9 protein-coding genes are annotated in these 14284 nt (G+C 64.9%); 2 read left to right on the forward strand and 7 right to left on the reverse strand.

Annotated elements, in window-relative coordinates; translation table 11 throughout:
• Positions 1-158: 158 nt before the first annotated feature.
• The 4 genes from prpF to PVZ72_RS20995 all read right to left on the reverse strand — a co-directional run bounded on the left by prpF (position 159) and on the right by PVZ72_RS20995 (position 9579).
• A complete protein-coding gene (prpF, locus tag PVZ72_RS20980; protein ID WP_187980334.1) occupies positions 159-1310 on the reverse strand; it encodes a 2-methylaconitate cis-trans isomerase PrpF in 1152 nt (383 codons plus the stop codon).
• A gap of 21 nt (positions 1311-1331) precedes the next feature.
• Positions 1332-2222, reverse strand: a complete 891-nt coding sequence (gene yghX / locus PVZ72_RS20985) for a YghX family hydrolase (RefSeq protein ID WP_133861411.1) — start codon at positions 2220-2222, stop codon at positions 1332-1334.
• Between the two features lie 116 nt (positions 2223-2338).
• On the reverse strand, positions 2339-6454 hold the full coding sequence (locus tag PVZ72_RS20990; protein ID WP_273862926.1) for a CheR family methyltransferase: 4116 nt from the start codon (positions 6452-6454) through the stop codon (positions 2339-2341).
• A 791-nt stretch (positions 6455-7245) separates the two neighbouring features.
• Positions 7246-9579, reverse strand: coding sequence for a DNA polymerase II (locus PVZ72_RS20995; protein ID WP_273862927.1), 2334 nt, complete (start codon positions 9577-9579; stop codon positions 7246-7248).
• Between the two features lie 209 nt (positions 9580-9788).
• Here PVZ72_RS20995 and PVZ72_RS21000 point away from each other — a divergent pair, with 209 nt between their 5' ends.
• A complete protein-coding gene (locus tag PVZ72_RS21000) occupies positions 9789-10481 on the forward strand; it encodes a 3'-5' exonuclease (RefSeq protein ID WP_273862928.1) in 693 nt (230 codons plus the stop codon).
• A gap of 76 nt (positions 10482-10557) precedes the next feature.
• Here the strand turns inward: PVZ72_RS21000 and PVZ72_RS21005 are convergent, their stop codons facing one another.
• The 3 genes from PVZ72_RS21005 to PVZ72_RS21015 all read right to left on the reverse strand — a co-directional run bounded on the left by PVZ72_RS21005 (position 10558) and on the right by PVZ72_RS21015 (position 12678).
• Complete coding sequence (locus tag PVZ72_RS21005; RefSeq protein WP_273862929.1) at positions 10558-11073, reverse strand: hypothetical protein; 516 nt, start codon at positions 11071-11073, stop codon at positions 10558-10560.
• On the reverse strand, positions 11070-12086 hold the full coding sequence (locus PVZ72_RS21010; protein ID WP_273862930.1) for an AAA family ATPase: 1017 nt from the start codon (positions 12084-12086) through the stop codon (positions 11070-11072). The genes PVZ72_RS21005 and PVZ72_RS21010 overlap by 4 nt, the downstream gene beginning before the upstream one ends.
• A gap of 100 nt (positions 12087-12186) precedes the next feature.
• Positions 12187-12678 (reverse strand): hypothetical protein, encoded by a 492-nt coding sequence (locus PVZ72_RS21015; protein ID WP_273862931.1) that lies wholly within the window; start codon positions 12676-12678, stop codon positions 12187-12189.
• 386 nt (positions 12679-13064) lie between these two features.
• Between PVZ72_RS21015 and PVZ72_RS21020 the strand changes: the two genes are divergently transcribed.
• Entirely contained in the window at positions 13065-14084 is a 1020-nt protein-coding gene (locus PVZ72_RS21020) for a branched-chain amino acid aminotransferase (RefSeq protein ID WP_133861416.1), read from the forward strand.
• Positions 14085-14284: the final 200 nt, after the last annotated feature.

The following is a 14284-nucleotide window of genomic DNA, read 5'->3' on the forward strand; positions in this document are numbered from 1 at the left end:
TTGCCCAGTGGAAAACGCTGCGCGGTTTTCCACGCTACGGTGACGCGGCCGTAATGCACGCACCAGGCTCGACCGCCCCCTCTCCCTTTGGGAGAGGGTTGGGGTGAGGGCTGAGGTGCGCCAGGGTATCTCCCTCGTTGGACTTCGCCGCGCTCAACCTACCGGATCTCCGTCGGTACCCGCACCCAGCCTTCCATCAGGCGGCGGGCGCTGCGGCTCATGCTGGCCTTTTCCACCTGCCAGATACCAGCGACCTCGCGGGCCTGGGCGCCGACCGCCACGGTGCCGGCGGTGTGCGCTATCCGTACCTGGCGACCGCCCAGGTCGCCGGTCAGGGCATGAACCAGGGTCCCGGGTAGCGCCGCGGCCACCGCCACGGCGACCGCGCCGGTACCGGGGATGGCGTGATGCAGACTGCCCATGGAGATCATCCGCGCGATGACATCGAGTTCCTCGGCCTGCACCTGCTTGCCCCCGGCCACCCGGTAGGTCTGGGGCGCGGCGACCAGGCACAGCTTGGGCGTATGCGGGCGTTCCGCCGTCGCCTGGGCAGCCGTGGCGGCCAGGCCCATGGCGACCGCGCCCGCAGCGCGCAGGGCTTCCAGGCGCGCCAGCAGCGCCGCATCGCCGTTGATCTGCGCCTGGGTCTCGGTGCCGCTGAGACCCAGGGTCTCCGCCCGCACGAAAATGGTGGGATTGCCGGCATTGAGCAGGGTCACCGGCAGTCGGCCCAGCTCCGGAACATAGAGTTCGTCAACGGCTCGCCCGGTGGGCAGCACGCTGCCATCGGTACCGGTGGGGTCGAGAAAATCGAGCACCACCTCGGCCGCCGGAAAGGCCACGCCGTCGAAGCGAAAATCGCCTTCTTCCTGCACCTCGCCATTGGCCATGGGGACATGGGCGAGAATGCGCTTGCCGAGATTGGCCTGCCAGATGCGTACCCTGGCCATGCCCTCGCGCGGCGCCTCGACCAGCCCCTCGCTGATGGCGAAGGGCCCGACGGCGGCGCTGAGATTGCCGCAGTTGCCCGACCAGTCGATCACCGGGGCCTCGATGGCCGGGGCGCCGAACAGGTAGTCGACGTCACAGTCCGGGCGGCTGGAGGGCGCGATCACCACCACCTTGCTGGTGCTGGAGGTGGCGCCGCCCATGCCGTCGATCTGCTTGCCGTAGGGATCGGGGCTGCCGATCACCCGCAGCAGCAGCGCATCGCGCGCCGGACCGGCCGGCGGCAGGTCGCGGGCATGGAAGAACACGCCCTTGCTGGAACCGCCGCGCATGTAGACGGCGGGAATACGCAGTTGCGGCATCTAAGGTCTCCGTCGGGGTGCCTAGGCGAGATAGCGCCCGAACCAGCCCAGGGTACGGTCCCAGGCCAGGCGCGCGGCGGCTTCGTCGTAGCGCGGGGTGGAATCGTTGTGGAAACCATGGTTGGTGCCGGCATAGCGATGCACCTCATAGGTCTTGCCGGCCGCCTTGAGCGCCGCTTCGTAGGCGGCAGCGCCCTCGTTGATGCGCGGATCGTTCTCGGCGTAATGGATCAGCAGCGGCGCCTTGATCGCGGCCACCTCCTCGGCGCGCGGCTGGCGACCATAGAAGGGCACGGCCGCAGCCAGTTCGGGATAGGCCACGGCGGCCGCATTGGCCACCCCGCCGCCGTAGCAGAAACCGGTGATGCCGACCTTGCCGGTGCTGAATTCGTGGCCCATCAGGGTTTCCACGGCGGCGAAGAAGTCGTTCATCAGTTTCTCGGGATCGACCTGCTGCTGCAGTTCGCGGCCCTTGTCGTCGTTGCCGGGATAGCCGCCCATGGAGGTGAGGCCGTCCGGCGCCAGGGCCAGATAGCCGGCCTTGGCCAGGCGTCGGGCGACGTCTTCGATATAGGGATTGAGGCCGCGATTCTCGTGGACCACAACCACCGCTGGCACCTTGCCGCTGGCCTTGGCCGGGCGCACCAGATAACCGCGGACCCGACCATGCCCCTTGGGCGAGGGATAGTAGACGTATTCGGCGACGATATCCGGATCGGTGAACTCGACCTGGGTGGCCAGGGCATAGTTGGGCGTCAGGGCCGCCAGCACTCCGGTGGCCGACAGCCCCAGCACCGCGGCGCAGGCGCCGGCACGGTCGAGGAAGTCGCGACGGCTGATGCGACCGTGCACATAGAAGTCGTAGAGTTCGAGCAGTTCGGGCGAGAAATCCTTGGCGGTGAGGCGGGTCATCGCGGCGCTCCTCTGGCGGGAAACCTGGCGGGAAACAAGGCATCCGGCCCGATTGGCCAGGCGCCCTGGGGGCTCCCGAGTGTGCCGCGAATCATCTGACTATGCCACTGCCCGTCTTAGCTGGAGACCTGCAATGCGTGCAGCACGGAGATCAGCGCCTCGAAGCTGACCGGCTTGTTCAGATGCCGGTTGAAGCCCGCCGCCCGCGCCTTGTCGACGTCCAGCCGGGTGCCATAGCCGGACAGCGCCACCGCCGGGGTGCCGACGTTGCGATCGCCCGCCCGCACCTGGCGCAGGAATTCGTGGCCGTCCATCTCCGGCATGCCGATGTCGGACAGGATGATGTCGAAATCCTGCGCCTGGGCCAGCAGCAGGCCCTGCCGGGAATCGGTGGCGGTAGTGACCCGCACGCCCTCCTCCTCCAGCAGCAGCTGCAGGGTCTCGACGATGTCGGGAGAGTCGTCCACCAGCAGGACCCGCAATCCGGCGATGGATTGGTCATCCGCGCGCGCCTCCGGCGCAAGCCGCCGCTCGTCCTCGCACAGGGGCAGCCAGACGCTGAAGCGCGCGCCCTGGTCGAGTCCGGCGGAATGGGCTTCGATGCGCCCGCCGTGGGCTTCCACCAGTTGTTTGACCAGTGCCAGGCCGATCCCCAGGCCGTGCTGGGCGCGGGCGGTGTACTTCATTTCCGCCTGGCCGAACATCTCGAACACCCGCGGCAGGAAGTCCGGCTCTATACCCTGGCCGGTATCGGTGACGTCCAGCCGGGCTTCAACGCCTTCGATCCCCAGGGCGATCTCCACCCGCCCACCGGCCGGGGTGAACTTGACGGCATTGTTGAGCAGATTCCAGACGATCTGGCCGACACGGGTCGCGTCCGCCTGCACAAACAGCGGCGCTTTCGGTAGCTGCAGGCTGCTGACCTCGACCTCACCCGCCAGCGGCCGGATCACCTCGACGATCTCGCGCAGCTGCTGCACCAGATCCAGGCTCTGGCGCTCCAGCTTGAGCTTGCCGGTACGGATACGCGACAGGTCGAGCAGGTCGTCGATGATCTGCGCCTGGCTGCGCACGGCGCGCTGGATGGCCTCGGTGGCACGCCGCGCCAGGGGCACGTCGCGCAGCACCGGCGAACGGGTCAGCAGCTCGCTGTTGAGCTGGATGAGATTGAGCGGGTGCTTGAGTTCGTGGGACATCACCGCGAAGAACTCGTCCTTGAGCTGCACCAGCGCGCGCTGCTGTGCCTGCTGATTGGCATTCTCGCTGGCACGGACGTGATCGGCGGTGGCGTCCCGGGCGATCTTGGCATAGCCGCGACCGCCCGAGGCATTGCTCATGCGACTGAGTACCCCGGTGCAATAGAGGCGGCTGCCATCCTTGCGCCTGAGCCAGCGTTCATCCTGAGCGGCGCCCTGCTCGTCGGCCTGGCGCAGCTCCGCTTCCGGAACCTGGGCGGCCAGGTCTTCCGGCGTGAAGATCAGGCCCATGGGCTGCCCCAGCGCCTCGCGTTCGCTATAGCCGAACAGCCGGGTGGCGCCCCCGTTCCAGCTGTTGATGATGCCGCCGGCATCCAGGGTGACGATGGCATAGTCATGGATGTTCTGCGCCATGAGGCGCATGTTTTCCTCGCCATCGCGGGCACGATCCTGGGCCTTGCGCCGCTCGGTGATGTCGATGAAGGTCAGCACCGCACCTTCGATGCGGTCCTCCGCGGTACGGTAGGGCAGCAACCGGGCCAGGTACCAGCGATCATCGTGGCTGCGAACCTCCCGCTCGATCTGGCCGAGGGACTCGAAGACCTGATTGGCATCGGTGGCCAGCTCCGGATAGTCCAGGCGATGGGTGATGTCGAGCAGCGAGCGGCCGGTATCGCTGACGATGATGTTGAAGATGCTGGCGGCGCGCGGCGTGAATCGCTTGATGCGCATGCCGCGGTCGACGAACACCGTGGCGATGTCGGTGGAGGTGATGAGGTTCTGCAGATCGTCGTTGATCTTGCCGGTTTCCTCGATCTTGGACTTGAGCTCGTAGTTGACGGTGATCAGCTCTTCGTTGATCGACTGCAACTCTTCCTTGCTGGTCTCCAGCTCCTCGGTGGCCGAGCGCAATTCCTCGTTGATCGCCTGCAGCTCTTCGTTGGAGGCCTTGAGCTCCTCGGTGGAGGTCTCGGACTGCTCGATGGTCAGCTGCAGCTGCTCCTTGGTGCGCTGCAACTCGGCTTCCAGCTGGGTGAGTACGCTGTCCTTGGCTTCGACGTGATCGCTGACGGAATCGGCACTCATGACATCTTCGACTTCATCGAAGAGCACCAGCAGGTAGTCGGTGTTGGTGTCGCTGTCGCGGAACGGCCGTACCACCATGTTGATGTAGTAGCTGCGGTCGTCGCGCTGGATATGCACGCGTCGCGCCTCGACGCTCTTGTTGCTCTGCAGCGCCTGAAACAGGGCGGTACGCAGCTCCAGGCGCAACTCCTCCAGCACCAGCGCCGGCAGGCTGTAGCTGGGCTCGCCGCCGACGTACCTCAGGAAGCGCCCGGCCCGCTCGGAGAGGTGCACGATGTTGGATTCGCGATCGACGATGATGCTTGGCGGGGCATATTGCTCCAGCACCCGCTGATGCACCTCGGCAAAGGACACCTTGTTGCGCCGACCGACCTGGTGCGGTGGCAGGCGCACGCTGTGCACACCCGGATTGAGATTGAGCAGCGGCGTGGGACGCACCACGCTGGTCGTGTGCTTGGCCCGATAGATGCGGTTCTTCTTGTCGACCGTGGCGAACAGGCTGCTCTGCACATCGGCCGACTCGGAACTGCCGAGAAACAGGTAGCCACCCGGCTTGAGGGCGAAATGGAAGGTGTGCAGGATCTCGGCCTGCACCTCGCGATCCAGATAGATCAGCAGATTGCGGCAGCTGATGAGGTCGAGCCGGGAAAACGGCGGATCGCTTAGCAGGTTGTGCTGGGCGAACAGCACCTTCTCGCGCAGCTCCTTTTTCACCCGGTACTGATTCTGCTCCCTGAGCAGGTGCTGGCGCAGCCGGGCGGGGGCGACGTCGGTGACGATGGAACCGGGATAGACGCCATAGCGCGCCATCGCCAGGGCGTGCTCGTCGAGATCGGTGGCAAAGACCTGCAGGCGCGCGTCCGACTGGCGCAACTCGGCCTGCTCGGTCAGCAGCATGGCCAGCGAATAGGCCTCCTCACCGCTGGAGCAGGCGGCGCTCCACACCCGCAGCTCCTGATCTTCCCCGGCCGGCAGGTGCTCGAATAATTCCGGAATGACGTCGCGTTCCAGGGCCTCGAAGGCCTCGCGGTCGCGGAAGAAATTGGTCACGCCGATGAGCATGTCCTTGAGCAGCGCCGGTGTCTCTTCCGGATGATCATGGAGAAAACCGGCATAGGCCGGCATGTCGGCGATGGCGTTCACCTGCATGCGCCGCTCCACCCGGCGCAATACCGTGGCGGTCTTGTATTGCTTGAAGTTGTGTCCGGTACGGGTGCGCAGCAGGGTGAGGATGTCGCGCAGCGCCAGTTGCATGGCCTTGCTCGACGGACCTGGAATCCGGGCTTCGAGATCGAGCTGGTGCAACTCGCCCTGGCTCAGGGTACTGAGGGTGGCGGCCAGCTCCAGCAGCTTTTGCGGCATCTCCACCACCGGCAGGACGAAGTCCACCACGCCGGCGGTGATGGCGCTCTTGGGCATGGAATCGAATTCGGCATCTTCCGGCGCCTGGGCGAGGGTCACCCCGCCCTGCTCCTTGATGCGCCCCAGGCCCACCGAGCCATCGGCACCATTACCCGACAGGACGATGGCGACGGCATGGGTCTTGTGCACGTCGGCCAGGGCGCGAAAGAACAGGTCCACGGCGACATGATCGCCCTGGGGGCGCTCCGCCGGAGCCAGTCGCAGGTAACCGTCGTTCATGGTCAGATCGGAGCCGGGCGGGATCACATAGACGTGCTCGGCCTGGATGGGCACCGGCTGGGTGACCTGCTGCACCGGCAAGCGGGTCACCCGCTGCAGGATCTCGTCGAGATGACTCTGGTGCTCCCGCGACAGGTGCATCACCACCACGAAGGCCATGCCGCAATCGGCCGGCAGGGCTTCGAAGAAATGCAGCAGCGCCTGGATACCCCCGGCAGAGGCCCCAATCCCCACCACCGGAAACGGCAGGTCGCTGGGGGTCAGATTCCTGGAGTTGTTGGGTCGGGCCACATCCGCCTGGTCGCTCATCTATCCGCCGTCTGCACATCCACAAGAAATCGTGATCGCCGCGTCCGCACCGATCCTGGCACGCCACCTATCCTTCCCACGGAAAAGACCTGTCGCCGGCCGGAGTATAACGAGCCCAGGCCGGGAGAGCGGGCATCATCCAGCAGTGAGACTGACCGGCGGCCGCACCGCCTAACTGAGACTGGCGCGTGCAGGGCAAGTGCGAGCGCAACGCGGGAAAGCCCGGGCGAGACGGTCTTATGGAGGGTTCGCAGCGCTTGTCCTCGCCGCCGAGCCGCGTGGACGAGGCCTTGCCGTCATCCACCCTACCCTGGACCCACCACCCTGCGTCGAACCCGCCATTCGCACCGTGCCGCCCCCTCTCCCGCCTGCGGGAGAGGGTTGGGGTGAGAATGTTCCAGCCTGAGCGATTGGCCACTCCGGGAAGCCCGCGTGGATGAGGCCTTGCCGTCATCCACCCTACCCTGGACCCGCCACCCTGCGTCGAACCTGCCCTCCGCACCGTGCCGCCCCTCTCCCGCCTGCGGGAGAGGGTTGGGGTGAGGGTGTTCCAGGCTGCGCGCTTGGCCACTCCGGGAACCCCGCGTGGATGAGGCCTTGCCGTCATCCACCCTACCCTGGACCCGCCACCCTGCGTCGAACCTGCCCTCCGCACCGTGCCGCCCCTCTCCCGCCTGCGGGAGAGGGTTGGGGTGAGGGTGTTCCAGGCTGCGCGCTTGGTCACGCCGGGAAACCCGCGTGGATAAGGCCAGGCCGTCATCCACCCTAAACCGCTCCCACTCCAGACCGCGCTAGAACAACCCCATCTGCCGATCCAGCAACCGATCGAAGCGGTCGCCGACGAAGGGCAGGATGGCGTCGGCCACCGGCGCCAGCTGGCGCTGCACATAGTGATCGTAGTCCGGCGGCGCATGGGGCAGTTCGACCGGTTCGGCGCCGGCGGTGGTGATCAGGTAGCTGATCCAGCCGCCGCGGCGAAAGCGGCTGCGGCGTCCCAGGCGGGCGTTTTCCGCCTCCAGCAGCCGCGCCGCGCGGACCTGCGGCGAGAGGTTGCTCTGGTACTCCTCCAGCGGCCGGCGCAGGCGCTTGCGATAGACCAGCAGGTCGTCGAAGTCGCCGGCGCGGGTCTGGGCGACGAAGTCACGCACATAGTCCTCGTGGGGCTCGCCGGTGAAGATGCGCAGATACAGCTCGCGCTGGAAGCGCTGGGCCAGCGGCGACCAGTCGCTGCGCACCGTCTCCAGGCCCTTGAACACCAGTTCCGGCTGACCCTCGGCACCCGGTCGCAGCCCGGCGTATCTTTTCTTGCTGCCCTCCTCCGCGCCGCGGATGGTGGGCATGAGAAAGCGGCTGAAGTGGGTCTCGTACTGCAGCTCCAGGTGGCTTTCCAGTCCCAGCTCGGTCTGCAGCTGCGCGCGCCAGTGGGCATTGACCGCCGCCACTAGGTCGCGACCGATGCGCTCGGCCTCGGCTTCGGCATGGGCAGCCCCGAGCCAGACGAAGGTGGAGTCGGTGTCGCCATAGATCACCCGATGACCACGCGCCTCGATCAGCTCGCGGGTCTGGTGCATCACGGCGTGGCCGCGCAGGGTGATGGACGAGGCCAGGCGGTGATCGAAGAAGCGGCAGTGCGGGGTGCCCAGCACGCCATAGAAGCTGTTCATGATGATCTTCAGCGCCTGGGCCAGGGGTGCGTTGCCGGCGCGCTTGGCGGCGTCGCGCCCCTCCCAGACCCGCGCCACCATCTCCGGCAGGCAGTGCCGGGTGCGATGGAAGCGCGCGCCGCGAAAGCCCGGTACCGTCTCGTCCTCGGGCAGCGCCAGGCCCTCCACCAGGCCCACCGGATCGATGAGAAAGGTGCGGATCAGCGAGGGATAGAGGCTTTTGTAGTCCAGCACCAGCACCGAGTCGTAGAGCCCGGGCCGGGAATCCATGACGAAGCCGCCGGGGCTGGCCTCGGGCGGCTGGGCGCCGAGACTGGGCGCGACGAAACCCTGGCGGTGCATCAGCGGCAGATAGAGGTGGTAGAAGGCGGCGATGGAGGCGCCATGACGCTCCAGCGGCAGACCGGTGACACTGGCGCGCTCCAGCAGGAAGCGCAGCAGCCCGGTCTTGGCGAAGATCCGTGTGACCAGTTCGCAATCCACCAGGTTGTAGCGCGCCAGGGCGCTCTTCTCGCCGGCGAACATGCGGTTGATGGAGGCCATGCGGTCGTGGGGATTGTCGATGGCCTTGCCCTCGCCCAGCAGGCTGCGGCTGACATTCTCCAGGCTATAGGAGGGAAACACCCAGGTCGCCGACTTGAGCGCCTCCACCCCGTCGATGATCGGCCGTCCGGCCAGCAGGGCGTGGAAGGGACGGCCCTGGCCGCCGGGTTCGTAGCGATCGTCCTCGGCGGCGCCCCGGCCCAGGTGCAGCGGCACACCCAGCTTGCGCGCGTGCTCGTGGAGCACGCGGATGTCGAACTGCAGCACGCTCCAGCCGATGATGACGTCAGGATCATGGCGCGCCATCCAGGCGTTGAGGCGTTCGAGCAGAGTGGCGCGGTCGGCGACGTATTCCAGGTCGAAGTCCACCGCGGCGTCTTCGCCGGTGGGGGGGCCAAGCATGTACACCTGACGCTGGCCGCAGCCGTGCAGGCCGATGCTGTAGAGCTCGCCGCGCTCGCTGGTCTCGATGTCCAGCGACAGGGTCCGCAGCGTGGGGCGATAGTCGGGATCCGGCCGCAAGGGCGCGCCGTCGGCGGTGGGTAGCGTCACCGGCGCGGTGATGAAGCGTTCCATGAGAAAGCGATCCGCCGGGGCGATGTCCGTCTCGTAGACCTCGATGCCGGCGGCGGGGAGGCGCTGCTCCAGTTCGCGCAGGGTGCGATAGCGCGGCGCATAGAGCCCCAGGACGGGGCGCCGCTGGAAGTCCTGCAGCGCCAGCTCGCGGATCTCCACCCCGGCCGGCAGCAGGCGCTCGATGTCCGCCCGTCGCGCGGCCGGGGCGAAGGCCACCGCCTGCTGCCCCGGCACCCGCAGCTGGTGCGGACCGCTGTCGGTGGCGAACCAGAACACCAGCTCCATCCCGGTGGAAGTCTCGCGCCAGAGGCGTGTCAGCAAGAAACCCTGGACGGCGGCCAAAGCAATGGCACTCCTCGACATGGATGAAGGGTCCATTCTCGCAAGGCCAGCCGATACCGGCGACCTCGACGTGCCAGATGGTCCGCTCGTCGCCCCCGCCGAACGGCCTGTGTCCTGTGGCGATGATCTTGCATCGAATGCCCACACCCGTCGTAGAGCCGACTTGTCGACTTTTGGGCGCACCCTTGGTTATAGCTGTCAGGCCGTGTATGAATCCGTTGTCGTCGTCTTTCTCCAGCGCTGTCTCACCCCGCTACAACGCCCAGCAAGCATGGGTGCGCGAGCAGGCGCGCCGCTGGCTGGAGCAGGACGTCCTGGTGCTGGATACCGAGGCGACCGGGCTGGGCGAGGATGCCCAGCTGATCGAGGTGGCGGTCATGACCCTCAGCGGTCGGGTGCTGCTCGATACCCTGGTCCGCCCGAGCATCGCCGTACCGCGCGAGGCGACCCTGATCCACGGTCTGACCGATGCCCACCTGGCCCAGGCGCCACGCTTTCCCGAGGTGTTCGCCACCCTCTGGCCCCTGCTGCAGGGCCGCACCGTGCTGGCCTATGGCATGGCCTTCGACTATCGCCTGCTGGCCCACAATGCCCGCCGCCACGGTCAGGCCCTGCCGCCGGAACTGGAGCGCGAGACGCCGCCGGTACAACTGGTGGATGGCACCCGTCTGCACTGCCTGATGCAGCTCTATGCGCACTTCTGGCAGGAGCCGAGTCTGGACAGCCGCAGCCAGGACGGCTGGCGCCGCAAGTCCCTGGCCATGGCCGCCCGCCAGCAAGGCATCGCCGTGCAGGAAACCCATCGCGCCCTGCCCGATTGCCGACTCAAGGCCGCCCTGGTGCAGGCCCTGGGTGACGAGGCGCCGGCTACCTGGAGCGGGCTGCAGGCCCTGGCGGGCTAGGTTCCACAAGCCTCGGCCTGACTAACGTCAGGCGACCGAACCCAGTACGAATAGGCAGCCTCCCAATGAATGGTAGCTACTCGGCGACCAGTCCGTGTAGACGAGCAGTCTGCTCATTGAGCACGATTACTGCTGAACCGGGTAAGCCAAAGGTTCGCACTAGAGGTCTCAAGGCGACTTGCAAGGCCTCCTGCACTGGCACCAGCCAGGCATCCGAGTGGCCGTTGATCACCAGGATCAGACGAAACTCTTCACGGTGCGTTAGGTTCTGGAAAGCAAGCGGCAGTGCGCTGCGTCCTTGAGTATGGCGATCCAGGAGGGCAGCCAGTAGCAGTACCAAGGCATTGCTCAGTTTCTGCTTGATCTCATCGATGTACTCGTTGAAACGGACGCCATTGTCTGGCCGTGGCGAAGAGCTCTTGGCCTCGACCAACCATACCCTGGTGCTGTCCTGCCGCTGCCGTATCAATGCGAATTCGCAAATAGCGACGCCGTGCTGGATACGTTGATACAACTCTGACTGTTCGATCAGAAAACAATCGTCATCGGGAAAGGGGCCAAAGATCAAGCCGGATTCACTGACCGTCATCATTTCAACGCCAACTCCACTTCCTGCCGGTAGAGATTTATGGACTCATCGATAATGGGGTTATCCAGCATACCTTCATGCAAATCACTGCTCTGCCAGCCATTGGCGTCTTGAGAAATTACCGGGATAGATCTCTGCTGCTGCTGAGCTAGCAGATAGAGTTTTTTGATGACGAAATAGGAATGAGTGGCGATGAAGAACTGCATACCGCCTTTCGCCAACAGCAGGATGATTTCCATGAACTGCTCGATGGCTTTGGGATGCAGCGCCGACTCCGGTTCGTCAATGAAAATTACCGACTCATCCGACAGGTAACGATTACCCAGCAAGGTGTCGAGAATCCCAAGTTTCTTTATACCTTCGGCCGTCACGCCGATTTCAAATTTCTGCTTGCGATTGTTACTGAACATCCAGCTCTGCGTCTTGGGATTCTGGGATATCTTACCACCTAGCAGCTTGCCTAGATTTTTGCGAGACGAGGCAAAGGCCTCGAAATTCTTTCCTCGGCTGGTAGAGGTGCTAAGCGCCTGAGCCAAGTCGAAATAGGTATCGTCAAAGCCAAATTCCTGATCTTGCACCCGGCTTTTAAGAATAACCTGTTGCAAGCTCAGGACTTCCTTGGGCGGCAGAAAAATGGAGTTGCTGTTGCGAGGCGAAACCGAACTCTCCAACCCAGAGATGCTACGAGTGGTATCGCGGCCGAAGCGATAGGCGAAACGCTCGTCATTCATTGTGATCTGCAAGGACAGTGGCGTATCAGCGCCCTTGCGCACCAGATCGCCGATCTTGTCCTGCTGGAAGGTCCAGTACAGTTTTTCGGCCAGAATCTCGTTCAACGCTCGAGGCTCTTGCCCACGGCCATGCATCTCCAAGGTTCGCAAGGCACTGTATAGCGCTTTGAGCAGGAAAGTCTTGCCACTGCCATTGGCGCCCATGATCAAATTCACGCGCCCTAGCCCAACCCAATTCAGTTCAGGCAAAGGGCCGAAATTTTCCAAGCGAACGGCTGTAATCATGATTTTTTCTTGCCAGTAGGAAAGGGCTCCGCTCTGCCTTGCTCAGGCACCGCAGCTATGAGATAGCGCAGAATAGCAAGTCACCATGGGATAGTTGCAATCAGTTCGCCTCCGCCGCCTGCAACACCCAGCGCAGGCCCTGCAGGTCCTCGGCGGTCAGGGTTTCGCGCAGGCGGCAGAGGCGATAGTGAACGCGGGTGTTCATGGCCACCCACTCCAGATCCTGGCGGGTGGGTTGGGCGACGAAATATTCACCGTAGCGCTCGTCCAGCCCGGCCATGCGGTACTGGCCCTTGAGCGGCAGGTAGATCTGGCCGTTCATCTCCCAGCGACTGGCGCTGCAGCCATTGAAGCGCACCTTGTCGCCGAAGGTGGAGAGCTGGGTGCGGAAATCGGTGGTGGCGTTGCCGGCACTGGTCTTGAACTGACTGGCGATCACGCTGAAGACGATGCCTTCCGGCGAGGGCGCGCCCCGCCATTCGATGACCCGGCGATTGAGGGCCGCGTCGAATCCATCGGTGAAGATACCGGCGGCCTGCGCCGTGAGCGTTGGCAGGGTCAAGGCACCCAGCAACGCCATCATTGTTTTCAAAACGAGCTCCTGGTGATGACCCCATCCTCCAGCCTGAGGCAGCAGGCCGAGGCGGCAAAGGGCCAGCTTCAGACTTTGGAGACCCGATTGGCTGAAAGGTGCCCCCAGCGGTCCGGATAAGCGGTATCTTTCACAGTCTAGGCTCTGTACGAAAGGTGCCTGCGCTCGGTGATGCTGCGTAAAAAATCAGCTCGGAATGCTCATTTACCCCTCGTAAACTCCGCTTCCTCGCCGATTTTTGTCTTGCCTGACCTTCGCTCGGCGACTTTTCATACAGAACCTAGCGACGAGCCTGCCTCGTCCACCCCCTTGAACCGTCGCCGGCGAGGCGTACGGCCCGACCACGAAACGACCGGCCAAGCCGCCGGAGAGCACTGCGAGGATCTATGAGCGCTGCGGACATCGATTGGAAGACCCTCGGTTTCGACTACATCAAGACCGACTTCCGCTATATCGCCACCTATCGCAACGGCAGCTGGGGACCCGGCGAGCTAACTCGCGACAACCAGCTGCATATCAGCGAAGGCTCCACGGCCATCCACTACGGCCAGCAGTGCTTCGAAGGCCTCAAGGCCTATCGCTGCCAGGACGGCTCCATCAACCTGTTCCGTCCCGATCGCAACGCCGCGCGCATGCACAGGAGCTGCGCCCGCCTGCTGATGCCGCCGGTCCCCACCGAGATGTTCATCGACGCCTGCCAGCAGGTGGTCAAGGCCAACGAGGCCTGGATTCCGCCCCACGGTACCGGCGGCGCCTTCTATCTGCGTCCCTTCGTCATCGGCGTGGGTGACAACATCGGCGTGCGTACCGCCCCCGAGTTCCACTTCGTGGTGTTCGGCATCCCGGTCGGTGCCTACTTCAAGGGCGGCATGACCCCGCACAACTTCGTGATCTCCGGCTACGACCGCGCCGCGCCCCAGGGCACCGGCGCCGCCAAGGTCGGCGGCAACTACGCCGCCAGCCTGATGCCCGGCGCCCAGGCCAAGGCCGAAGGCTTCGCCGACTGCATCTACCTGGACCCCCTGACCCACAGCAAGATCGAGGAAGTCGGTTCGGCCAACTTCTTCGCCATCACCGGCGACGGCAAGTTCGTCACCCCGCGCTCCGAATCGGTGCTGCCGGGCGTGACCCGCATGTCGCTGATGGACCTGGCGCGCGAGCGGCTGAACCTGGAAGTGGTCGAGGGCGATGTCCATATCGACCAGCTCGACCAGTTCGTCGAAGCCGGCGCCTGCGGCACGGCGGCGGTCATCACCCCCATCGGCGGCATCCAGTACGGTGAGAAGCTGCACGTCTTCCACAGCCTGACCGACGTTGGCCCGGTGACGCGCAAGCTGTACGAAGAACTGACCGGCATCCAGACCGGCGACAAGCCGGCCCCGGAGGGTTGGATCGTCAAGGTCTGATTCGCGGTCGGTTTGGTTTGAAAAAGGCGCCTCAGGGCGCCTTTTTCGTTGGAGAAGGGGTTGGCGGTAGGTTGGGTTGAGCGGAGAGAAACCCAACACTCCTGTGTACTCGTCTGCGCCCCAGCTCGTTATCGAGTGTTTTGAAGGTTTTTGTTTCGCCCACCCGGGCGAGTCACTTTTGTCAGTCGCGACAAAAGTAA

The organism is Pseudomonas sp. LA5, assembly GCF_028640825.1.
Classification (GTDB): domain Bacteria; phylum Pseudomonadota; class Gammaproteobacteria; order Pseudomonadales; family Pseudomonadaceae; genus Chryseomonas; species Chryseomonas aestiva.

Coding starts and splice junctions, on each gene's coding strand:
- PVZ72_RS21020 (WP_133861416.1), top strand. CDS start 13,065: ATGAGCGCTGCGGACATCGATTGGAAGACCCTCGGTTTCGACTACATC.
- PVZ72_RS21000 (WP_273862928.1), top strand. CDS start 9,789: ATGAATCCGTTGTCGTCGTCTTTCTCCAGCGCTGTCTCACCCCGCTAC.
- yghX (WP_133861411.1), bottom strand. CDS start 2,222: ATGACCCGCCTCACCGCCAAGGATTTCTCGCCCGAACTGCTCGAACTC.
- PVZ72_RS21010 (WP_273862930.1), bottom strand. CDS start 12,086: ATGATTACAGCCGTTCGCTTGGAAAATTTCGGCCCTTTGCCTGAACTG.
- PVZ72_RS20990 (WP_273862926.1), bottom strand. CDS start 6,454: ATGAGCGACCAGGCGGATGTGGCCCGACCCAACAACTCCAGGAATCTG.
- prpF (WP_187980334.1), bottom strand. CDS start 1,310: ATGCCGCAACTGCGTATTCCCGCCGTCTACATGCGCGGCGGTTCCAGC.
- PVZ72_RS21005 (WP_273862929.1), bottom strand. CDS start 11,073: ATGATGACGGTCAGTGAATCCGGCTTGATCTTTGGCCCCTTTCCCGAT.